Below are 22761 nucleotides of genomic sequence, written 5' to 3' on the forward strand. Positions count from 1 at the left end.
TCGCCCTTTACGGAAGGGACTTTTGGCGGGTCCCGGCGATCCGCGGGAACATGACGAGTGCCCCGCTCCAGGGGAGAGCGGGGCACTCGTTTCGCACGGCTCGCAGGACGGGGGTTTCCTACGGAGCCGGACGCAGGGAGACGGGCAGACTGCTGTACCCGTGCAGGAAGTTGGAGTGGATGGGGCGGGCCGGGGCGGTCGGCACCACCTCCGCCACATGGGTGCGCAGTGCCGTCAGCAGGGCGTGGATCTCCGCCCGGCCCAGATGGGCGCCGAGGCAGAAGTGCGGGCCGTAGCCGAACGACACGTGTTTGTTGGGCGTCCTGGCCAGATCGAAGACCTCGGGCCGGTGGAACACCTCTTCGTCGTAATTGGCCGAGCTGTTCCAGAGGGTGACCACGTCTCCCCCGCGGAGCGTCCGGCCGCCGATCTCCACGTCGGTCACCGCCCTGCGGCCGAAGTGCATGGCCGGGGTGACCCAGCGCAGCACCTCCTCGACCGCGCTCTCGACCGCGACCTCGCCCGACTTGAGCCGGCGCCACTGCTCGGGGTGCGCGATCAGCTCGTTCACCGCGCTGATCATCGAGAGTCGGCTGGTCTCGTCGCCGCCGATGATGACGCTGTAGCAGTTGAAGACGATCTCCTGCTCGGTGAGCGGTTCGCCGTCGATGGTGGCCGTGGCCAGCACGCTCACCACGTCGTCGCGCGGATCCCCCCGGCGTTCCTCCGCCAAGTCGGAGAAGTAGAGGAGGAGTTCGTTGCGGGCGACCAGGGCCTCCTCGTCCGACTGCTCGGCCTCCTCGGCGCTGAGGGCCTGCTTGGTCAGGGAGAGCAGATAGTCCCGGTCCGCGGCGGGGACGCCGAGCAGGTCGGCGATGGTCGCCATCGGGATGTGCTCGGCGACGTCCTGCGCGAAGTCGCACGCGCCGCGGGCGACGGCCTCCCGTACCAGTCGGTCGGCCCTGCGGCGCACCCCGTCGACGACGGATTCGAGGACGCGCGGCGCGAAGGCCTTGAGCAGCAGGTTGCGCAGCTCCCGGTGGCGCCGGCCGTCCGTGACGGCGAGCATCTGCCCGGCGGCCGAGTCGCCGCCCTCCAGGAGGGTGGCGAGGACGTTGCCCCGCTCGGAGGTGAACCGCTTGTTGTCCCGGTAGACCTCCATGACGTCCTGGTAGCGCGAGAGGACCCAGAAGCCGGGCACCTGACGGCCCTCGACCGGATGCCAGTGGACCGGGCTCTCGGATCTGAACCGCCGCCACATGGCGATCAGTTCGTCCCCGCGGTCCAGGAAGGTCCGTGGTTCGGTGAGGTCGATGGCGCTCAGCGTCGTCGTGGCCGTGGTCATGCCCCGTCCGCCTCGCGCGTGGTCATGGCCACCAGGACCTTGCGGTCGCCGGTGAAGGGACGGCGGCCGTGGGAGGTGAGCAGGTTGTCGATCATCAACAGGTCACCGGTGCGCCAGGGATGGGCCAGCGTGGTCTCGTCGTACACACCGAGGATGGTCGCGATCTCGTCGGCGGTGATGGGCGTGCCGTCGCCGTAGTAGGCGTTGCGCGGCAGCCCGTCCTCGCCGCAGATCTCCAGCAGGCCCTCGCGGACCGCCTCCGGCAACGCGTTCACGTGGAACAGGTGCGCCTGGTTGAACCAGACCTTCTGCCCGGTGACCGGGTGCGTCGCCACCGCGGGACGGCGCTGCCGGGTGCGCAGTACGTCGCCGTCCCAGTCCGTCTCGATGCCGTGGTCGGCGCAGTAGCTCTCGACGTGGCCCTTGTCGTCGCTCTGGAAGCCCTCCTGCCAGGACAGGCCCATCCCGGTGCGGTACGTACGGGTGTAGAGCACGCCCTTCTCCTCGAACCGGCGGACCAGGTCGCCCGGGAGCCGGCCGAGCACGGCGGTGCTGTCGGCGACCGGGGTCTCTCCGCCGCTTCGCGCGGCGAGTGCGCAGAAGAAGAAGACGTTGTGCGGCCAGTTCTCGGAGTAGGCGCTCTCGTTGTGCTGCGGGATGCTCTGGTCCTGCGGGTACTCGGTGGAGGTGTAGACCTTGCCGGTGACGCGGCTGCGCGGTGTGGAGCGCTCGTTGTACTCCAGGGTGCGGCCGCCGATCTCCTCGGCGAGTTCGGCGAGTTCGGCGTGCTGGACGATGCCGCTCTCCTCGACCATGACCGCCGCGTGCTCGTACATCGCCGAGCGCAGCGCCTCCCGGTTGACCGAGAACCAGGCGCGGTGGTCGCCGCCCGCGGAGGGCCGCACCCGCACCAGACGGGTTCCGTGGTGTTCCAGGATCTCGGTGTCGGCGTCGGTAAAGGGCGTCTTCATCATTCCTTCTCCACGTCCAGGTCGTAGCCGTTGATGCTTGTGTGGTTGATCGGGTCACCGGCCGCGTATTCGTAGGGGTTGAGGAAGGGACCGGCCGCGACCGGGGCGGAGAACCGGCCGAGGGCGGGGTTCAGCACGCGGGTGTCGAGCACCACGCTGTACAGCGGTCCCTGGTGCTCGGTGCCCACCTGGTACTGGCCGAGCCATCCGTAGTCGAAGTCGCCGGGCATGTTGTCCGGCAGGTGGCGGGCGTCGACCGTGCCGTCCGACCTCAGCGACTCGCCGTACAGGCCGTACTGGTAGAGGTCACCCTGTTGCCGGCCGGTGTCCCCGGCGACGAGGAACAGGTCGCCGCGGACCGTCGGAAGGCTCCACGTCGTCCGCCCGCCGTGGTACGCCTCGGCCTTGACGGACAGGACGACACCGCCCGGCAGTCCGATCACCCGGGACAGCAGCCGCTTGTCCGCGCCCATCACCAGGTCGGGGACCGAGTCCGCCATGTCGGTGTGGCTGTAGCGGAGCTGCTCGGTGCCCCGCGCTGTGGTGGCGTCGCGCGCCATGAGGTGGTCGGCGATGTCCTTGGTGTACGTGACGTCCGCCGCGTCGGGGCCGGTCACGGCGGAGCCGAGGTGGCGTTCGACGGCGTCCTGACGCTGCGTCTGCCGGGTGGCGCCGACGTCGTATCCGAGCAGGTGGCCGTTGAGGGCGTACCTCGCTCCGGTGACGGCGTTCTCGCCGGTGGTCGCGAGCAGCCGGTCGGCGTCGTCGTAGCAGTAGCCGGTGACGGTGGTTCCCCGGGCCGTGCGGTCGGTCAGGCGGACGAGGTTGCCGTTGGCGCCGGCGTCGGCCCGGGCGCCGCTCGGGCAGTCGGCCGGTGCCTGTGCGGTGAAGTCACGGCCGTACTCGTGGCCGGTGACCCAGGCCCGCACGAGCCGGCCCGCCGCGTCGTAGCGGAAGTTCGGTCCGTCGGGCCGGGCGTCCTGGCCGGCCACCGACTCGTCCACGATGGTTCCCGACTGCGACCGGGTGACCCGGGTGGGCCGCTCGGTCCCGTCGGCGAGGACCCAGTTCTTGGCGGCGATCCGCCCGGCCGCGTCGCGGTGTACGGAGAGCCGGATGCCGTTGGCGTAGCGCACGGTCCGCACGGCTCCGGCGGCGTCGTGGTCGGCCGTGGCCAGCTGCCTGCCGTCGAGGACGACCGACAGGACCCGGCCCGCGGCGTCGTACCGCGTCCGCTCGACCTGCGGGGCGTCGGCGGCGGACGGCGGTGTGACCCGCTGGAGCACGGCCCGGCCCGCCCGGTCGTAGCCGGTCTGCGTGCGGGTGCCCTGGCCGTCGGTGTAGCTCACGGTGCGGCCCAGCAGATCGACGGTGTTGGTCATGGAGTGGTCGTGCTGGGTGGCCTTCATGGTGAGCGGGTCGCCGCCGTAGGCGCTGTCGTAGGCGACGCTCCACGCGGGAAGGGTGGAGTTGCCCGGCATGGACATCCGGCTGATCCGGCCCCGTGCGTCGTAGGCGACGCAGGTCCAGTCGGGCCCGCCGAAGTTCACCGCGACCGGCAGTCCGCGTGCGTTGAAGACGTACTTCTCGACCCGTGCGGACCCGTCGGCCGAGGCGGGCAGCGCGATGGCCTTGAGCAGTCCGCGCTGGGGGGCCGGGTCGTTCCCCTCGGTGCACGGGTTGTCGGCGCTCTCCGTCGCCCCGTAGTACCGGTAGGTCTTGCGGGTGCCGTTCGCGAGGATCTCGGCGGCCGGGCGGAAGAACTCGTCGAACTCGTAACGCGTGGTCAGGGCGAGGCCCTCGGGGTCGGTCACCAGTGCGGCCGGAAGCCCCAGTTCGTCGAAGCGGGTCTGGGTGGACAGCGGCGGCACTCCGTCGGAGTCCGCGCGCTCGGTCGTCATGCCGGCCGGACCGAGCACGGTCGTCCGGGCCGGGATCCTGGCGCAGCCTTCGGGGGCGGGAGTGAGCGGCCGCAGATCCGTGCCGAAGCACTCGCGGGGGCCCGGTCCGTACGCACCGGAGGTCATCCCGGACGTGTCGTAGACCGTCGTGGTCATCCGGCCCGCCGGGTCCGTGCTTGTGAGCGGCTGGTCGGCCGCCGTCCAGGTGAACCGGGTGGTGCGTCGGGTGCCGTCGGTGTCGGTTTCCAGGCGGCCCGCGGTGTCGTAGGTGACCCTGCGCGTCCAGCCCTGCCCGGTGCTCACCCCGGCGACCTCGACCTGCGTCGCTCCCGAACCGCGGGTGTAGGTGCGCTGCGGCCGCCGGTCGGTCCGGGACGGGGAGCCGGCCGGGTCCGGTCCGGTCACCCGGGCCACGGAGGCGGAGTCCGGCCGGTAGTCGACGCGGTACTGGGCGGCCTCGGTGTCGCGCCCGGCGCCCGCGGCGATCCAGTCCATGACGAGGGGCGGCCGTACGGTGGTGAGGCGGTGGTCGGCCGTGTAGCCGAAGTCGGTCGTCTCCGCGCCGGGGTTGACGACGCGGCTGAGCTTGCCGTTGCGGTAGAGCAGTTGGGTGACGCCGGCGCCGGGCACGCGGACGGCGCATACATGGCCCGCCGGTGCCGCGCTGTCGGCGCACTCCTCACTGCCGGCGTAGAAGAACCTGAGTCCTTCGTCCTCGGCGGCCTCGATGCCGGCGGCCGGGTCCTCGGGGGTGGCGGCGGCCTCGCGCTCGCCCGGGCCCGCCGCGGCCGCGCCCTTCCGCCGCGCCTCGGCGCCGGATGCGACCGCTCCCGTACCCGTGAGTGCCTCGGAGGCGGACGTCTTCGAGGAGCCCACGGCGGCCAGGGAGGACGGCGTCGAGCCCTGCTTCGGTGCCGCGTTGGCCGCGCCGACGGTGTCAGGTCCGACGGCGGCGGGGGTGACCGTCCAGCCGGGCGGGAGCACCGCGCCGGTCGGCCGCAGCCAGGACGCCGGAACGGGCGTGGCGTGCCCGGCGCCCGCGGCCCACAGCGCGACCTGCCCGTCCCCCGCCTGTCGGCGGTACTGGACCTCGATGGCGTAGGCGCGGCCTGCCTTCAGCTTGAGTCCGCCGCCGTACACCGGGCGGTCGCCGGTGGCGTCGGTGCCCTGCCAGTCGTCGAGGACCGGTTTGCCGTCGATCAGGATCCGCAGCCCGCCGTCATAGCTGCCGCCGAGGCGGTAGGTCCCGTCGGCGGGCACGGCCAGCTGCCCGGTCCATGCGACACGGAAGGCCGCGTCGGGCTTCGCGTCCGGGTAGGGCTGCCCGGCCCAGCGGAAGTCGACGCGTGCGTCGGTCCGTACGGTCTTGGCCTTCTCGGCCGCGGCGATCCCGGAGTCGGCGTCACCGGCGTAGTACGAGCCGGTCAGCCCGGCCTCCGTGCCCACGGCCTGGGAGTTGTAGGTGAACGTGGCACCCAGGGGACCCGAACCGGTCTGCACCTGGGCGGTGTTGACGGAGGCGGTCGCGTTGCCGGTCGCCAGGTTGACGGTGACGGGGCCCAGGGTGTCCGTGGGGACCGGGCCGCCGTCCTGCTGCGCTCCCAGCCGCTGGCCCACCGTGAAGGTGCGGGCGGCGGCGTCCTTGCCGACCCGGCCGGAGCGGTCCTTGGTCCGCACGGTCCAGGTGTACCGACCGCCGTCCTTCAGAAGTCCCGCAGGAACCTGCCAGCGGGGCGACTTGACCCAGCCCGAGGAAGTGACCTGCCCCGTCCGCGGGGTGTCGCCGGAGGCGATCACGAACTCATGGGCGACCGCGCCCCGTTGGCGCTCCGCGACCAGTTCCGGCCGAGTGCCGGTCAGGGTCGCGCCGTCGGCGGGCCGGGATACGGACGGCGCGTTCGCGGCGCCCCCGGCAGGGGTCGTGGCCTGGCCGAACTCCCCGACCGGCCAGGTCGGCCGGTTCGCGGCCCCGGCCGCGGTGGGCAGCAGCGGCACATGCGTGGCATCACCCCGCGCCGCGGCCCGGGCCGCCGTCGGCGCCTGCGCTCCGAGCAGCGTGAAGGACAGCGCCGCCGTGGCCGCGACCGCGGCCAGCGCTCTGAGTCTTCTGGTGTGAGCCATGCCCAGTCACCGCTCCAAAGGGAATTGGGGAGAACGCACCGCCCGGCGGCGCCGAAGGTCCGACGGGCTAGATGCTGCCAGCGGCCGAATCCCGACCGAAGTCCGCAGAGAATCTTTGAATACGGATCCGGTGGCTGAAGGAGACGGCCGCCAACTACGGTGCTGACGTGACCACTCGTATACTTCTCGCCGACGACCAGGAATCCGTGCGCGTCGGATTCCGCCTCATCCTGGATTCCCAGCCGGACATGGAAGTCGTCGGTGAGGCCACCGACGGTCTTCAGGCCGTCGAACTGGCCGCGCGACTCGAGCCGGACGTCGTTCTCGCCGACATCCGCATGCCGCGCATGGACGGCCTCGAAGTCACCCGGCGGCTCGCCGGACCCGAGGCCGAGAATCCGGTGCGGGTGGTGGTCGTGACGACGTTCGGACTCGACGAGTACGTCCATACGGCGCTGCACAACGGGGCCTGCGGCTTCCTGCTGAAGCGCTCGGGCCCCACGTTGCTGGTGGAGGCCGTGCGTGCCGCGATGGCCGGCGACACCCTGATCAGCCCCTCGCTCACCGTCAGCCTGCTGCAGCACCTGCGCGACGCCGACAAACCCAAGGCCGCGCAGCCCGTGGAAGCGCTGACGGAGCGTGAGACGGAGATCGCCCAACTGGTCGCCAGGGGGCTGACCAACGCGGAGATCGGGGCCGAACTCTTCATCTCGGCCGGCACCGCCAAGACGCACGTCGCCAACGTCCAACGCAAGCTGGACGTCCGCAACAGGGTCGGCATCGCGGCGTGGGTGTGGGGCAGCGGCCTGGCACGGTGAGCAGGGGACCGGTACCGGGCCCCGGCTCCGGACCGGGTGGGACTCGGGCCCGGAGCCAGTCGGGTCACACCGGTGTGCAGACACCTTTCATACTGTCGATCAGGGCGAGTACGGCACGGGCGGACGGCAATATCATGCGTCCCTCCCGGGTGAGTCTCGCCCCGGTGGAGTCGCGGGTGAAGAGTTTGGCGCCCAGCATCTGTTCCAGACACTTGATCTGATAGCTGATGGCGGGCTGCGAATATCCGAGTTCTTTCGCGGCCTGATCCATGCGCCCGATCTCGGCCACGGACACAAATGCCCGGAACTCACGCTCGTGCATCACTCCCCCTGTCCTCGGTGGAACACCAACGAGTTCAGACGATTCCGGCTCCCTACCGCCGCAACCGTTTGAATTCCACTCCATAGCAACTCACCTGGACTGGGACGGCAATGGAAGGTGCAGGAACCTGCACACCCGCGGTGCTGTCGCCGCCCGGACACGCCGAAGGCGCCTTCGAGAAGCTCTCGAAGGCGCCTTTCGGCCGTTGTGCGGCGATGCCGGGTCAGCCGTGGCTGATGGCCGCGAGGACGTTGAGACGGGACCCGCGCCGGGCGGGGGCGATCGAGGCGATGACCCCGACGACCGCGGCGCCCATCAGATAGGCGAGCATCTGCCCCCAGGGGAGCGAGAGTTGGCTGACGCCCTGGTCCTCCATCGCCCGTGCGACCGCGAGGCCGAGCGCACCGCCGACCACGATCCCGAGCACCGCGCCGAAGAGCGAGATCACCACCGACTCGGTCATGATCATGCGCACGGTCTGGCCCCGGCTGAGGCCGATCGCCCGCAGCGTGCCCATCTCCCTGGTCCGTTCCAGGATCGACAGGGCGAGGGTGTTCACGATGCCGAGGACCGCGATGAGCATCGCCACGGCGAGGAGCGCCTGGACGACCATGAGCATCATGGCGAACCCGCCGCTGAACATCTCGATCACGTCGTCGCGGGTCTGCACGGTCACCTCGGGGCTGCTCTTGAGCAGCGTCTCGATCTGCGCCCGGGCCCGGGACTCGTCCGCGCCCGACGCCAGCTGGAAGTAGGCCTGCGAGGGCTGCTTGGAACGGAAGCCGGCCTCGGCGTCGGTCCAGGGCACGACGATGCCGTTCGAGAGGGTGGAGTCCGCGAAGACGCCGGACACCCGGTAGGTGTGCGCGTCGCCGCGCTGGAACTGGAGGGCGATCCGGTCGCCGACCTTCACCCCACGGCTCTTGGCGGTGCCCTCGTTCATGATCACGGTCCCCGGGGCCAGCGTGTCGATGCTCCCCTTCGCCGCCTTGAGACCGAGCACCTCGCGGGCCTTCGTCCAGTCCTGCCAGGAGGCGACCGACTGGTCCGCCTTGCCGACCGTGGCCACGTCCATGGTGGCGGCCGCGACCCGCTCGACTCCCGGCACCTCGGCGATCCTGGCCAGCGCGGCCGGGTCGATGGCCGCGGACGACGCCGATCCCGCCTCCCCCATGGCCACCAGGTCGGCCTTCAGGTCGCGCCTGATGTCCCGGCTGACGCTGTCCTCGGCGGAGGCGGCCACCGTGCTGATGGCGGTGACCAGCGCCACCCCGATCATCATCGCCGAGGCGGTGATGGCCGTACGACGGGGGTTGCGGGCCGAGTTGCGGCGGCCGAGGGCTCCGGGCGTCGACCGGGCGAACACCGCCCCGAGCACCTCCACCGACGGCTTGCTGATCAGCGGGGTGAGCAGGGAGACGCCGACGAACGCCAGCAGGACGCCGCTGATGATCGTCGAGGCGCCGCCGGACCCGAAGAGCCCGAGGCCGAGGAGCACGACGCCCAGGCCGAGCAGGGCGGTTCCGGTCCAGGTCTGCCCCCGGTGCCGGCCCTGCTGGGTGGCGGTCGCACGGATCACCGCGACGGGGGCCACCTTGGAGGCCCGTACGGCAGGGACGAGGGCGGCCAGCATCGTCACCAGGATGCCCACCGCGAACGAGGTGACCACCGCGCCCGCCGGCACGTGGAGCGCGGCGACCTGGAGCCCGTCGGTCGACGAGGCCAGCATGTCGGCGCCGAGCGCCCCGATGCCGCACCCGGCAGCCAGGCCCAGGGTCGAGGAGACAAGGCCCACCACGAACGACTCCACGAGCACGGAGCCGATCATCTGCTTGCGACTGGCGCCCAGGGCCCGCAGCAGGGCGAGTTCACGCATCCGCTGGGCGATGATGATCGAGAACGTGTTGATGATCAGGAAGACGCCGACGAACACCGCGACCCCCGCGAAGCCGAGGAGCAGCGTGCCCATCATGTCCAGGATGCCGCGCGACTTGTCGGAGGCCTTGCGGGCCAGCTCCTCGCCCGTCAGTACGTCGTAGCCGGGGCCGAGTTCCTTGGTGAGCGCGGAGCGGACGGTGTCGGCGGAGGCGCCGTCGGCGAGGGTGACCCTGATCCCGGACCAGCCGTCGGCCCGACCGAGCATCAGCCGCTGCGCGACCGGTTCGGTGAAGGCCACCGTCTGCTCGCCGCCGATGGAGTCCCGGTCTTCCGAGTAGCCGAAGACGCCGGCCACGACGAAGTCCTGCCTGGGCTCGTTCGTCAGCACACCGACCGGGTCGCCCACCTTGAGCCCGGCCTTCTCGGCGAGGCCGGCGTTGATGACCACCTCGTTGTCCCGGCGCGGCTCGTGGCCCGACCGCAGCGAGATCAGCTCGCTCTCCTCGCGCCAGCTCTCGCCGTAGCGGGGGCCGCCGGTGCCGGGCACCACCTTGCCGTCCTTGCCGATGGCCCGGGCGCCCTCAGCGAGGACCATCCCGCTCGCCTCGGCGACACCGGCGACCTGGGCCGCCCGGTCGACGGCCGCCCGGTCCACCGGGGGGACCACCGCCGCGTCGCCGTCGGCTGCGGACTTCACCTTGGGCTTGAGCGCCACATGCAGGTCGATGTCGGCGTAGGCACCGGCGAACTGGGCGTCGATGGACCGGTTCAGGGTGTCCTTGATGACCATGGCACCGGAGACGAACATCACCGCGAGGACGACCGCGAGGCCCGACAGGACCAGTCGGAGCTTGCGGGACAGCAGACTCTTGAGGGTGAACTTCAGCATCACGACACCCGCGCACTGCTGTCGAGGGAGCGCATCGTGTCGATGACGGCGTCCGCGGTCGGCTCCCTCAGCTCGGTCACGATCCGGCCGTCGGCCAGGAAGATGACGCGGTCGGCGTAGGACGCTGCACGCGGGTCGTGCGTGACCATGACGATCGTCTGCCCGAGGGTGCGCACCGAGTCCCGCAGGAACTCCAGCACTTCGGTCCCGGAGACGGAGTCCAGGTTGCCGGTCGGCTCGTCGGCGAAGATGACCTCCGGCTGGGAGACCAGCGCGCGGGCGCAGGCCACCCGCTGCTGCTGACCGCCGGAGAGCTCGGTGGGCCGGTGCCCCAGCCGCTGCGCCAGGCCCACGGTGTCGACCACGCGGTCGAACCAGTCCTTGGACGGCTTGCGTCCCGCGATCGACAGCGGCAGCAGGATGTTCTCCTCCGCCGTCAGCGTCGGGAGCAGGTTGAACTGCTGGAAGATGAACCCGATCCGGTCGCGGCGCAGCTGGGTCAGCTCCTTGTCGGACATGTCGCTCACACGGGCGTCGCCGATGAACACCTCACCGTCCGTGAGGGTGTCCAGGCCGGCCAGCGTGTGCATGAGCGTCGACTTCCCCGAGCCGGACGGCCCCATGATGGCGGTGAACTCACCGGCGGTGAATTCCACGTCCACGCCCCGCAGTGCCGCAACTTGCGCCTCCCCCTTGCCGTACAGCTTTGTCACACCGACAGCACGGGCAACGACCTGACGCTTTGTCGACGTCGGAATGGTCGCGGTCATGACTCACACTCCCCACACGGGTTGGTTCGAACAGTCCATGACCGGAGCACTGTGCACCGTGTCCGGCGGATGCAATGGAGCCTAAAAGCCGACCGTGGGCGGCCACATCTCCCAAACGGCATAGATGTTCCTCCCCCCTGGCCCCGGGATCCGAGCGCAGATAGAACTCTTGAAACCAGGCCTGCGCCGAACGGCAGAGCGCGCCTAACGTGCCGACCGAATGGGGCTCTCCCGGCGTGACAGCACGGAGGACGGACATGACCGGCACACGGACTCTCTCCAAGTACTGGATGCTCACCAACGAATTCACCCAGAACCCCTATCCGGTGCTCGAACACGTACGGCGCGAGAGCCCGGTGCGCGAACTGTCGTTCCCGGACGGCGGACGGGCCTGGGTGGTGACCCGCTACGAGGACGCCAAGGCCGCGCTCGCCGACCCGCGTCTCAGCCGTGACATCCACGTCCACTACCGCCTGATGTCCGAGCGCACCGGACGCGCCATGACGCCCCCGCCGGAGGAGGCGAACCACCTCGCCAACCTGGAGCCGCCGCGGCACACCCCGCTGCGCAGGGCCATCAGCTTCGCCTTCACCCCGCGCCGGGCCGAGGCGCTGCGTCCGAAGGTGGAGCAGATAGCCGACGATCTCCTCGACGGCCTCGGCGAGCGGTCCGAGGCCGAGCTGATCGCCGGGTACGCCGACCCGCTGCCCGTCATCACCATCGCCGAGCTGATGGGCGTACCGGCCGAGGCCTGGCCCGACTTCCTGCGCTGGTCGACCGCGCTGCGCACCTACTCCCCCACGGACGGCTCCGGGGTCCTCGACCGCAACATCCAGGAACTGTCCGCCTACATGGCCGACCTGATCGCGCGCAAGGAACGCGAGCCCGGCGAGGACCTGCTCTCCGCGCTGATCCACGCCGCCCCGGAGAACCGGCTCACCAGCACCGAGATCCTCTCCACCGGCTTCGCCCTGATGACCGGCGGCAACGACACCACCGCGAGCCTGGTCGGCGGGGTGATCGCCGCTCTGCTGACCCATCCCGCGGAGCGGGCGCAGCTCCTGGCGGAGCCCGGCCGCTGGGGCAAGTCGATGGACGAGCTGATCCGTTACGTGAGCCCGATCAGCAACGCGCTGCAGCGCGTCACCACCGAGCCGGTCGAGCTGGGCGGAGTGACCATCCCGGCAGGCGAGGTCGTCGTCGTCTGCGTGATGTCGACCAACCGGGACACGGACCAGTTCCCCGCCCACCCCGACGTGCTGGACCTGAACCGGCACAAGCCGGCCCACCTCAGCTTCGGGTTCGGCATCCACTACTGCTCGGGCGCGCACCTGGCGAAGGTCATCACGGAGGTCGCGGCGCGCCGGCTCTTCGAGCGCTACCCCGCCGCCCGCCTGGCGGTGGATCCGGCGGAGCTGCGTTACCAGCGCAGCGTGGTCGTACGGCCGCTGGAGGCCCTGCCGGTTCTGCTGCGCCGGTGAGGGCCGGGGCCGGTCCGGCGGATCACGTCGGTGGAAGGCCGACGGCGCCTCATCGGCGCGGGTGAGCGGGGTCATGGAGCCGCCGGCGCGAGCGAAGCCGAGCGTGGCGGAGTGTGCAGTTGCACGACAAAGGAGGGCGTCGACGCGATGGGGCCCTTCCCGCGCGAGCGAGGCCGAGCGTGGGGGAGCCGGCAACCGACGACTACGCCGTAGATGTGCGTGCCGGCCCCCGCGTCTCCGGCATGATCCGCCGGACCGGCCCACAGTCCCTGCGGGGCGACGCCGTGCACCCCGCGGTCATGTGGTCCGGCGCATCGCGGTGTAGAGGGCCCTCAGCATGAGGATCGCACTGAGCGCGAGCACGTGGTAGCCGAGCAGCGGGTACAGCTCCAGCTGCCGCGACACCCTGGGGCCCTTGCCCGTGCCGAACACCACCAGCATGACGCCCATCAGCCCGCTGCACGCGGCCATCAGGGTGACCGTCACCTGGTGGATCAGGCCGGAGACGAACCGCCGCTCCCGCTCGTCCGCGAGCCATCTGACCCGTACGCCCAGCCGGCCCTCCTCCAGCGAGGCGCTGATGCGCTCGGCCCGCCGGGGCAGCCTGCGCAGCATCGGCAGCACCGACAGCAGTTCCTGGGCCGCCGCGTGCGTCACGGCCGAGAAGGCCGGGGGGACGAGACCTCCGGCGGAGGGGGCGTTCTTCTCGCCGTGCCCCTTCGACCTGCGGTACCCGAACCGGTCAGCGAGCAGGCCGACGGCGAACTCCCGCGCCTCCTCCAGCAGGTTGAAGCCCGGGGCGAGCTGGGTGAGGGTCCCCTCGATGGTGGCCAGGGCCCGGAACACCGCGGCGACCTCGGGCGGTACGGCGAGGCCGAACCGGGCGAACATACGGAACAGCGCGGTGAACGTCTCCGTGTCGGGCTGCGCGGCCATCCCCAGGTGCCGGGCCATGAAGCGGCCCAACTCCCGCTCCAGCAGCAGTTGGTCGGGCACCAGCTCCTCGTGCGTGGTGGCCCGGGTGCCGAGCAGGCTGATCAGGGCGTCGTGCAGCCCGGCCGGGTCACCGCGGTCCACCGCCACCAGCAGTTCCTGGATGGCGATCTGCACCGACGGGTCGATGCGGCCGACCGAGCCGAAGTCGATGAGGCCGATCCGCCCGTCGTCCAGGAGCAGCATGTTGCCCGGGTGGGGATCGGCGTGGAAGACGCCCACCCGCAGGATCTGGTGGAGCATCGCGCCGACGGCAGTGCGGGCCAGCGCCTCCCGGTCCAGGCCGGCTCCGTCGGCGGCCGCGCCGGCCCGGTCGAAGGTGACGCCCTCCATCCACTCCTGCACCAGGACCCGCGCCGAGGTGAACTCGTAGTACACCCGCGGAATGCGCACGGGCGCGTCGGAGTCGAGCCCGCCGGTGGCCTTCGCCACGGCGCTCGCATTGCGCGCCTCGATACGGAAGTCGAGTTCCTCCCGCACGGACTCGGCGAACCCGTCGCCCAGTTCACGCAGACCGAGCGCCTGGGCGGAGCGGAGCCTGCTCTGCAGGCTGCGGCTGACGGTGAGCACAATGTCCAGGTCCCGCTCGACGGTGTCACGGATGCCGGGGCGCTGGACCTTCACGACCACGGTGGGGCCGCCGCGCAGCCGGGCCCGGTGCACCTGGGCGATGGACGCGGCGGCCAGCGGCACGTGCTCGATCCACTCGAAGACCTCGGAGACCGGTTTGCCCAGCTCCTTGTGGAGCACCGCCTCCACCTCCGGCCAGGGCGCCGGTGGTACGTCGCTCTGCAGTCGGCTCAGTTCGTCGATGAAATGCGCCGGCAGCAGATCACGTCGGGTGGAGAGCACCTGGCCGAGCTTGATGAGCGCGCCCCCGCACTCCTCCAGGGCCAGCCGCGCCGACCTGGCGCACTGCTCGCCGTACGGCCCGGGCCGCATCGCCCGCTGCCAGCCGGTCCGTCCCCTGAGCAGCCGGCCCAGTCCGTGCCGTACCAGGATCCTGCTGATCCGGGAGTAGCGGCGGGCCCGGCGCAGCCGGTCGCCGAGACCTCGCACCGCCTGCAGCGGCCTGGCCCAACTGCCGTACGGGAGAAAGACCTCCGCGATCGCCAGGGTGACCATCGCGGCGAACAGCGCGAGAGGGATCTGCATGGTGGAGAGCGCGCCCAGGTCCTCTTCGCTGTGCTGCATCGCCTGCCCGTAGACGGCCACGGCGGCCACCCCCACCAGGCCGGCGCCGAGCGCGCGCAGCGGGCCGACCCTGATGCCCAGGAGCCGGCGGGAGGCTGTCGAGACGCCCAGGGCGAGGAGGCCGAGCAGGACGGTCGCGGTCAGGGCGATGAGGAGAGTGAGGGGGACGCCGTCGATGACTCCGTTGGCCTGTAATGCCATGAAACCGCTCCCTCGGTAGGTCGCGGGCCACCCTAGGCGCAGCTCGGCCGAACTCGGACAGAAGTGGCAGCTTCATGCAACCGCACGTCGGTGCAGCCGGCGCAGGTAGGCGTGTGCGCTCGGCAGCGTCTCCAGCAGGATGCGCTGCTGGCGCCGCACCCGGGTGAAGTACTCGCCGGCCGCGCGCCGTGCGTCGAGGCGGTGGCCGATCGAGGCACGCGGCGCGGGACACCCCGCCTGCAGAGCCGCGAGCAGACCGTAGTGCTCGGCCTCACCGGTGTCCGAGGACAGTCCGGCGCGATAGGCCTGCACGCACTCCTCCAGCGCGCGGGAGAGGGGCAGTTCGCGCTGGGCCCGCCAGAAGCCCGGGTCGGTGCGGGGCGCGGCCGCGTAGTGCAGCTGCGCCATGTCGAGGGCGCGCGCCTGTCGGGCCGCGACGGCCCGGTTGAAGCGGGCCGCGGGGACGTCCCTGGCGTCCCGGGAGGGAAAGTCACGGATCAGCCGGTCCACGGTGTCCAGGGCTTCGGTCAGCGCGTCGCCCCCCAGCGGTTCCACGGAGAAGGCGGACGCCCCCGCCGCGACGCAGTTGCCCACCCAGGAGCGGCGGCTGCGTCCGAAGCGGTGGCGCACCTGACGGACCTCGGCGCGGTCCGGGTCGATCCCCCACAGTTCGCACAGCGCCCGGGCCGCCTCGTCCGGGGCCGTCAGGTGTCGGGCGTACACGTGTCCGGCGACGAAGCGGCCGGGCAGCGGCAGCTTCCAGGACCAGCCGTGCGGCGACGCCGTCGCGGTGGCGAACGGCTCGATGCCGTGGGTGTCGTCGTCGTGCGGGACGGTGACGGTGACGGCGCTGTCGCACAGCAGCCGGTCGTGCGCGTCCTCGAACGGCTCCCCGAGTGCCTCGGTCAGTAACAACGCTTGCTTTCCGGTGCAGTCCAGAAAGAAATCGCCGGTGACCGTCCGTCCCTGTTCCGTGTGCAGTGCGGTGAGCATTCCGTTCGCGTCGCGCGAGGTGTCACGCAGGCGATCACAAAGGACGCGCACTCCGAGACGCCGTACGGCGAGATCTCGTAGGAACTCGGCGAACAGACGGGTGTCGGCATGCCATCCATAGGGAAGGGCCGCCCGTCCGTCCAGCCAGCGCGGTGATTTCCTCGCATCCATGAGCGGCGGCTCACGAAAACACGCGTAATCGTACGGCTCCACGGTCTCCCCGTGAAAGCGCCGGGTCTGCCAGTAGTCGGAGAGCGGGTTTTTCTCGCACTCCGGCATATCGGCGTAGGGGCGGTAGAAATGGTCCACACCGCCGTTCGGAAGAGTGTGCGCCACCGCTTCCGCCGCGCCCGTGGTGCGCCAGTTGACATGGCGAACGGCCGTTCTGAACGAGGCCTGACAGGCCCTCATCCAGGCGCTCTCGGCGACGCCCAACTGGTCGAACAGCACCCGCTGAACCTCCGGCGGGACAGCCGTGACCTGCTCTGTCTCCATCCCGTCCGCGAGCTCCGCCGGCGTCTGAAGGACGGTGACGGAGACCGTCCCACCGAAGGCGTGCGCCAGCCGGACCGCGACGGTCCAGCCGACGACCGAGCCGCCGACGACGACGATTCTCCTGATGCTGCTCTCCATATGGAAATGCTTTCCGGACGGTCTGTACGGAACCTGTATCGAGCCGCGCGAAAACCTGTACAGGGGCGTGGAGAACGAGGCAGGGATTCCCGTAGGGAACCGGCCGACTCTGTTTGTGCGGGACCTCGAGGGGCCCGGTCATCAACAGAGGAGGAAGCATGCGTGAAGACCAGAACGCCCCTGCCCAGGTTCAGCATCCGCTGGAATTCCTCGAGTACATCGAGAACCAGGCGGCAAGGGAGCGGGAGGAGCTGCTGCGTGACAGCCCCAAGCCGTGGGCCGAACTGCTCGCGGAATACGTCGACGCACTGAGCGAACTCATCGCACAGGGACACAAGTTCAACAGCCCTCCCGAGATATACACCCTGGACGAGGGTCACGCGGGCGGCTGCGGCTGATCCCGCACGGACGCCACTTCGGGGCCTCCCCCCAGGCCGGGGGAAGGCCCCGAAGGACCGGAGCGGGGAGAAGTCGCGCGACGTCAGACGCCGACGAGGGCCGTCTCGCTCCGCTCGCGGGCGAAGAGCCGGACGAGCGGCGGGACGCGATAGCGCGGCCAGGTGTCCCCTTCGGCGCTCCAGCCCTCCATCAGACGGGCGTCGGCGAGCTGTTCCAGGAGGTCCTCGGCGTCGTCGGTCGCGGTCCCGAGGACGGCGGCCGCGTCGGGGGCGCTGAGCTGCGGCGGGCCGGACGCGGCCAGGGCGACGAAGGCGCCGGCGACGCGGGGCGGCAGCTCGTCGAGGACGCGGCGCAGTCCCGCCGCGACGTCCAGGCTGCCGAGCCGCAGTTCGCCCAGCCGTCTTTCCTGACGCTCCAGGCGCGCGGCGAGCCGGGTGGCGGTCAACTGCGGGCGGGCGGCGAGCCGGGCCCCGGCGATCCGCAGCGCGAGCGGCAGCCGGTCACAGCACTCGGCGATGCGGACGACGGCCTCGGCGTCCTCCCCGATGCGGCCGGGACCGGCGACAGCGGCGAGCAGCCGCACGGCGTCGCCCGGCTCCAGCGGACCGAGCCGCATCAGGCGGGTCCCTTCGAGCGAGGCCAGCGGGGCGCGCACGCCCGTGACGACGATGCGGCTCTCCCCGCAGCCCGGGAGCAGCGGGCGCACCTGGGCGTCGTCGGTCGCGTTGTCGAGGACGATCAGCATCCGCCGTCCGGTCAGCAACGTCCGGTAGAGCTGGGCGCGCTCGTCGAGGGTCGCGGGCAGCCGGTCGGGGTCGGCTCCCAGGGCGCGCAGGAACCAGCCGAGGACCTCGCCGGGTTCGCGCGCGCCGCCCTCGGTGCGCAGGTCGGCATAGAGCTGGCCCTCGGGGAAGGCGTCGCGGCAGCGTTCGGCGCAGTGCAGGGCCAGGGCCGATGTACCGGTTCCCGGCGCGCCGGTGACCACGACGTCCTGCCCTTCGCGCAGCGCGTCGAGCAGCCACTGCACCTCGGCGTCGCGGCCGGTGAAGTCGCGGGGGGCGGCGGGGAGAAGCGTCGGCACGAGGCCCTGCCGTCCGCCGTCCGCAGTGGAGGCGCCGAGCCGTGCCGGCGCGGCGGCCCCGTCATGGACGGCCCCGGGGTTCCCGCTCCCGCGAGGGCCACAGTCGGCGCGTGCGGCTTCGCTCTCGTGGGAGCCACCCCCGTGGTCCGCGCCCGGCGGCGGGCCGGCCGGAGTGCCGGCCACGCGCTCCGGTGCGGCCGGTGCGGCGAGTGTGCCCCTGAGGATCTCCTCGTACAGCGTGCGCAGTGCCGGGCCCGGGTCGATGCCCAGCTCCTCGGCGAGGACGCGGCGTCCCTCCTCGTACAGCGCGAGCGCGTCGGCCTGTCGGCCGCAGCGGTACAGCGCGGTCATCAGCTGGCCCCGCAGCCGCTCCCGCACCGGGTGCAGGGCCACTTGGCGCGTCAGGCCGGGCACGGTCTCGGTGTGGCGGCCCAGGGCGAGCGCGGCCTCCGTGTGGTGCTCCACGGCGGAGAGCCGGGCCTCTTCCATCCGGGTGCCCTCGGCCTCGGCGAGCTGCTCGGTGACGCCCGTGAGGGCGGGGCCGTTCCAGAGGGCGAGGGCCCTCGCCAGCCGGCGCTCGGCGTCGGCGTACCGCCCGGCCCGCAGGTCCGCGCCGCCCGACTCGGCCAGCGCCCGGAAGGTCTCCCAGTCGAACGTGGCGTCGCCGATGTCCATCCGATAGCCGGGACCGCTGCGTCGCAGGCCGATCCCGGGGGCCAGGCGGGTGCGCAGTCTCGACACATAGGTGTAGAGCTGGTTGGTGCTCGTCGCCGGCGGGTCGAAGCCCCACACCAGCGTGGTGAGCCGCTCGTCCGTCATGACCTTGCCGTGGGCCAGCAGCAGGGCGGCGAGCACGGTGCGCTGCTTGCTGCCGTCGAGGGGGACCGCGCGTCCCCCGGACTCGGCCGACACCGAGCCGAGGATCTTGAAGTCCATGGCGTCCTCCTCGCTGCGCGGGCCCGCTCCACGCCCGGGGCCATCTGCCGCGAAAAGCTACTGAGCTGGTCTTTTTCACCGATGTCGGAGCGATTTCGTGCCCGCGAAAGCGAGACGAAACCGCCGGAAAAAGCCGTCCTCGTAGCTTTTTCTGCATACCGCAGGGCAACCGCTCAGAGCGGGCCCGCATCGTGGAGCAACCCTCAGGAGAGTGTCATGCAGCGCTTCGTCATCACCTCGGCCAAGGCAGTCGTCACCACCGGCCTGGTCCTGCTCCTCTCGGCGGCCGGTGCCGGTGCCGCTCAGCTCACCGGCCCGCAGACGGACCGGACGGTCGCCGGAGTCGCCATCGACGACCCGTGGACCGCCGCTCCGGCCGGAGCCGGCATCGACGACCCCTGGACCGCCGCTCCGGCCGGAGCCGACATCGACGACCCGTGGACGTGACCCGACCTGCCCCGGCGTGACCCGATCCTGAGCTCCCGGCCCCTCAGGGCCGCACCAACTCGAACAGCCCCGCCGGCTCGACCCGCTCCTCCTCACCGAGCGCCGTCAGCAGCCGGGTCGTCCTCTCCCGCCAGGACGGCGCCCCGACCTCGGAGAAGAGGTCACCCGCCGTCTTGAAGCAGGCCGCGGCCCCGGCCCGTTCCCCGAGCAGGGCACGCACACAGCCGAGGAGCACCCCGGCCCGTGCCTCCAGGAAACGGTCCGGCACCTTGCCGGCGACCGACAGCGCCAGATCGAGCACGGCTTCGGCCTCCTCGTTCTTGTCCTGGCGCCACAACGCCTCGCCCAGGGCCCGCAGGGCATGCGCCTCACCGCGCCGGTCACCACTGCTGCGTACGAGTTCCAGCGCCCGACGGCAGGCGTCCTCCGCCCGTTCGCCCTCCCCCTGGTGGATCAGCGCCTCGGCGAGACGGACCGTGCTCTGTGCCTCCCCGCGTACGCTTCCCAGGCCGCGGCTTCTGGCGACCGCCTCGGAGGACAGCACCAGGCTCGCCTGCGGCCGGCCGCGCTCCAGCTCGATCTGGGCCAGCAGACCGAGCACATGAGCCTCCGCGTAGTGGTCTCCGACCGTGCGGAAGATCTCCAGCGAGCGGTGTCCCAGCTCCCGCGCCGCGTCCAGGTCCCCGCGATGGCGTTCGCACAGCACCAGGTTGCGGAGCACCAGGGCCCGCCCCTTCGCCCGTTTCTCCCCTTGTTCCTCCTCCAGCGCCTCGAACAGGCGCAGCGCCACGTCGAGATGACCGTAGGCTGCCTCGTACTCCCAGCGCACGATCTCCAGCGTGCCGAGCGAGTGCAGCATCACGGCCTCGCCGAGCCGGTCGCCGACCGCCCGTGCGGCGGCCAACGCCCGGTCGCCGCAGAAACGCCAGTCCTCCAGGTAGTTGCGGTTCTGGAAGAGCGTGACGCTGGTGATCGCCAGGTCCCAGGCGTACGCGGCCTCGCCCTCCCGGGCGGACTGGTCCACCAGGCCGGTGATCGAGGCGCGCTCGCTCTCGAACCACTCCATCGGGTCCTCGAGCAGGCTCTCCGTCAGATGGCCGGGCAGCGGCCGCAGAGGGGCCTGCCCGTGGATGATGGTGTAGTCGCCGCCGTACACCTTGCGGTGGGCTTCGGCGGCGAGCCCCAGCCACGCCCCGCAGGCGCGCCGCAGGGCGGCGCGCCGCTCGTCCTCCGTGTCCTCGGCGAGCGCCAGCTCACGGGCGAACAGCCGGGGAAGGTCCTGGAAGCGGTAGCGGACATGGCCGGTGGCGGAGGAGAGCGGCACCAGCATCTGGGCGTCGACCAGTTCCTCGATGAGGTCCTCCGCGTCGAGCGGATCGATGTCGAGGAGCGCGGCCCCGGCCCAGGAGGCGAAGTCGGGCACGTTCAGATGGCCGAGCAGCCGGAACATGCGGGCGGTGGCGGGCGGCAGGTCGCGGTAGCTGAGCCGGAGACCGGCCCGCACACCGCGCTCGTCCGGGCTGAGTTCGTCGAGCCTGCGGTGCTGGTCCTCCAGTCGCGAGACCAGGGTCCGGACCGACCAGTGGGGCTTGGCGGCGAGACGGGCGGCCGCGATCCGCAGCGCGAGCGGCAGCCGGTCGCACAGGGCGCTGAGCCGGGCGGCGGCCACCGGGTCGGCGCTCAGCCTGCCGTCCGCGGCGACCTTGGACAGCAGCGCGATCGACTCGTCCTGTCCGAGCGCCTCGAGGTTCAGCGGTACGAAGGCGTAGTCACCGGCGAGCGCGCCGCCCATCGGGTCACGGCTGGTGACCAGGACGCAGCAGCGTCCGGAGCCGGGCAGCAGCGGGCGTATCTGCCGGAAGGAGCGGGCGTTGTCGAGGACGATCAGGACACGTCGGCCGTCGAGGACGCTGCGGAAGAGCGCGGTGCGCTCGTTGGGGTCGGAGGGGATCTGGGGTCCGGGCACACCGAGGGCGCGCAGGAACCGGTCGAGTACGGCACCGGGGAGGCGCGGTGCCTCCTCGTCGTAGCCGCGCATGTCGGCGAAGAGCTGGCCGTCGGGGAACCGGCCGGCGACCTGGTGCGCCCAGCGCACGGCGAGGGCGGTCTTGCCCACGCCTCCGATGCCGGTGATCGATCCGACAGGCAGAGCCGGTCCGTCCAGAAGGTCCAGCAGCCGGTCCAGAGTGGCGAGTTCGGGGTTGCGTCCGGTGAACGAGGCGACGCTGGAGGGCAGATGAGCGGGCACGGTCGCCGACGGGACCGGCATCACCAGCTCCGCGGGGAGGCTGAGCCGCGGGGAGTCGGCGAGGATCTGCTCGTGCAGTTCCCGGAGCGCGGGCCCGGGGTCGATGCCGAGGTCGTCGGCGAGCACCTTGCGGCCCTCGCGGTAGGTCTCCATCGCCTCGGCGCGCCGGCCCGAGCGGTACTGGGCGAGCATCAGGTGGGCCGTGGCCTGCTCCCGCAGCGGGTGTTCGCGCACGAAGGCGGCGAGTTCGCCGATCACCTCGCGGTGCTGGCCCAGTTCCAGCCGCAGCCCCATGTACTCCTCGTACACGTCGAGCCGCATCTCGGTCAGCCGGGCCGCCTCGGCCTCGACGCGTTCGGCCGGGATCCCGTCCAGGGCGGGGCCGCGCCACATGGCGAGGGCGTCCGAGAAGTGGGCGCAGGCCTCCTCGGGCCGGCCGCTGCGGGCGGCCTCCCGGCCCAGAGCGGTGCACTCGTCGAACTCGACGGCGTCGATGCGGTGTTCACCGGTGAACAGCATGTAGCCGGGGTGGCTGGTGACGAGCATGTCGTCGGCCCCGGCCGCCGCCTTGAGCGTCTTGCGCAGGGCCGAGACGCAGATCGCGATCTGGTTGCGGGCGGTCGGGGGCGGGGTACCGTGCCAGACCGCGTCGGCGAGTGCGTCGACGGAGACGACCCGGTCGGGGGCGAGCAGCAGCATCGACATGATGGTGCGCTGGCGGGCGCCGGTGAGGACCACCGGCTGTCCGTCGGCACTGATGTCCAATGGCCCCAGGATCCGGAACACGACCTGAAGCACGAGCTGCCTCCCGATATTGCGGCCGGTCTCTGAATGACCCGTTCGTACCGCTTTTGCACTGACTAACAGAGAGGATCAGGGCCTTCAACGAAGCTGGCAGCTAGCTGCCAGCCGAGCGCCGGGCCGCCATCCAGGAGGCCGGTGGGAGGAGTTCGGGACGATTCCATTCCGCGATGTCCGACGCCGGGAGCGAGCCGGCTTCGGTCTCGGCTCCGGCGGTGACCGCCAAAGCGGTGAGGACCGCGGTGACGGCGGCGAGCTCCTCCGCGGAGGGCGCGCCGTTGATGACCTTGAACAGGGTGGGGCCCAGCGGCCCGTCGAACGCTGACGCCGGCATGGCGG

General features: G+C 71.6%; 15 protein-coding genes. 4 read left to right on the forward strand and 11 right to left on the reverse strand.

The window, feature by feature from the left end; translation table 11 throughout:
- Positions 1 to 118: 118 nt before the first annotated feature.
- From AC067M_RS20950 to AC067M_RS20960, 3 genes are read right to left on the reverse strand one after another with little or no spacing between them, the layout of a single operon-like run.
- Positions 119 to 1345 (reverse strand): cytochrome P450, encoded by a 1227-nt coding sequence (locus AC067M_RS20950; RefSeq protein WP_478698507.1) that lies wholly within the window; start codon positions 1343 to 1345, stop codon positions 119 to 121.
- Positions 1342 to 2316: a TauD/TfdA family dioxygenase gene (locus AC067M_RS20955; RefSeq protein WP_478698508.1), complete on the reverse strand. Its 975-nt coding sequence runs from the start codon at positions 2314 to 2316 to the stop codon at positions 1342 to 1344. The genes AC067M_RS20950 and AC067M_RS20955 overlap by 4 nt, the downstream gene beginning before the upstream one ends.
- Positions 2316 to 6338, reverse strand: coding sequence for a PA14 domain-containing protein (locus tag AC067M_RS20960; protein WP_478698509.1), 4023 nt, complete (start codon positions 6336 to 6338; stop codon positions 2316 to 2318). Before AC067M_RS20960 ends, AC067M_RS20955 begins: the two co-directional genes overlap by 1 nt.
- Before the next feature lie 167 nt (positions 6339 to 6505).
- Between AC067M_RS20960 and AC067M_RS20965 the strand changes: the two genes are divergently transcribed.
- On the forward strand, positions 6506 to 7156 hold the full coding sequence (locus AC067M_RS20965) for a response regulator (protein ID WP_478698510.1): 651 nt from the start codon (positions 6506 to 6508) through the stop codon (positions 7154 to 7156).
- A 64-nt stretch (positions 7157 to 7220) separates the two neighbouring features.
- On the opposite strand, the gene AC067M_RS20970 is transcribed toward AC067M_RS20965, so the two are convergent.
- The 3 genes from AC067M_RS20970 to AC067M_RS20980 form a co-directional block, all read right to left on the reverse strand.
- Positions 7221 to 7478, reverse strand: coding sequence for a LysR family transcriptional regulator (locus AC067M_RS20970; RefSeq protein WP_478698511.1), 258 nt, complete (start codon positions 7476 to 7478; stop codon positions 7221 to 7223).
- Positions 7479 to 7701: 223 nt separating this feature from the next.
- Positions 7702 to 10245, reverse strand: a complete 2544-nt coding sequence (locus AC067M_RS20975; RefSeq protein ID WP_478698512.1) for an ABC transporter permease — start codon at positions 10243 to 10245, stop codon at positions 7702 to 7704.
- Positions 10245 to 11015, reverse strand: a complete 771-nt coding sequence (locus AC067M_RS20980; protein ID WP_393626787.1) for an ABC transporter ATP-binding protein — start codon at positions 11013 to 11015, stop codon at positions 10245 to 10247. The genes AC067M_RS20975 and AC067M_RS20980 overlap by 1 nt, the downstream gene beginning before the upstream one ends.
- A 257-nt stretch (positions 11016 to 11272) precedes the next feature.
- On the opposite strand from AC067M_RS20980, the gene AC067M_RS20985 reads away from it, so the two are divergent.
- Entirely contained in the window at positions 11273 to 12496 is a 1224-nt protein-coding gene (locus AC067M_RS20985; protein WP_478698513.1) for a cytochrome P450 family protein, read from the forward strand.
- Between the two features lie 297 nt (positions 12497 to 12793).
- On the opposite strand, the gene AC067M_RS20990 is transcribed toward AC067M_RS20985, so the two are convergent.
- Positions 12794 to 14884, reverse strand: a complete 2091-nt coding sequence (locus AC067M_RS20990; RefSeq protein WP_478698514.1) for an ABC1 kinase family protein — start codon at positions 14882 to 14884, stop codon at positions 12794 to 12796.
- Positions 14885 to 14956: 72 nt separating this feature from the next.
- Positions 14957 to 16510: a tryptophan 7-halogenase gene (locus tag AC067M_RS20995; RefSeq protein WP_478698515.1), complete on the reverse strand. Its 1554-nt coding sequence runs from the start codon at positions 16508 to 16510 to the stop codon at positions 14957 to 14959.
- Positions 16511 to 16668: 158 nt separating this feature from the next.
- Here AC067M_RS20995 and AC067M_RS21000 point away from each other — a divergent pair, with 158 nt between their 5' ends.
- Positions 16669 to 16908, forward strand: coding sequence for a DUF6269 family protein (locus AC067M_RS21000; RefSeq protein WP_478698516.1), 240 nt, complete (start codon positions 16669 to 16671; stop codon positions 16906 to 16908).
- Between the two features lie 83 nt (positions 16909 to 16991).
- On the opposite strand, the gene AC067M_RS21005 is transcribed toward AC067M_RS21000, so the two are convergent.
- Positions 16992 to 18926 carry an AfsR/SARP family transcriptional regulator gene (locus tag AC067M_RS21005; protein WP_478698517.1) on the reverse strand — a complete coding sequence of 645 codons (1935 nt, stop codon included), beginning with the start codon at positions 18924 to 18926 and terminating at the stop codon, positions 16992 to 16994.
- Between the two features lie 216 nt (positions 18927 to 19142).
- Here AC067M_RS21005 and AC067M_RS21010 point away from each other — a divergent pair, with 216 nt between their 5' ends.
- Positions 19143 to 19373, forward strand: a complete 231-nt coding sequence (locus AC067M_RS21010; RefSeq protein ID WP_478698518.1) for a hypothetical protein — start codon at positions 19143 to 19145, stop codon at positions 19371 to 19373.
- 43 nt (positions 19374 to 19416) lie between these two features.
- Here the strand turns inward: AC067M_RS21010 and AC067M_RS21015 are convergent, their stop codons facing one another.
- Positions 19417 to 22419, reverse strand: a complete 3003-nt coding sequence (locus AC067M_RS21015; protein WP_478698519.1) for an AfsR/SARP family transcriptional regulator — start codon at positions 22417 to 22419, stop codon at positions 19417 to 19419.
- A gap of 100 nt (positions 22420 to 22519) precedes the next feature.
- Positions 22520 to 22756, reverse strand: coding sequence for an acyl-CoA carboxylase subunit epsilon (locus AC067M_RS21020; RefSeq protein WP_478698520.1), 237 nt, complete (start codon positions 22754 to 22756; stop codon positions 22520 to 22522).
- Positions 22757 to 22761: the final 5 nt, after the last annotated feature.

The organism is Streptomyces sp. NPDC043427 (assembly GCF_056436655.1).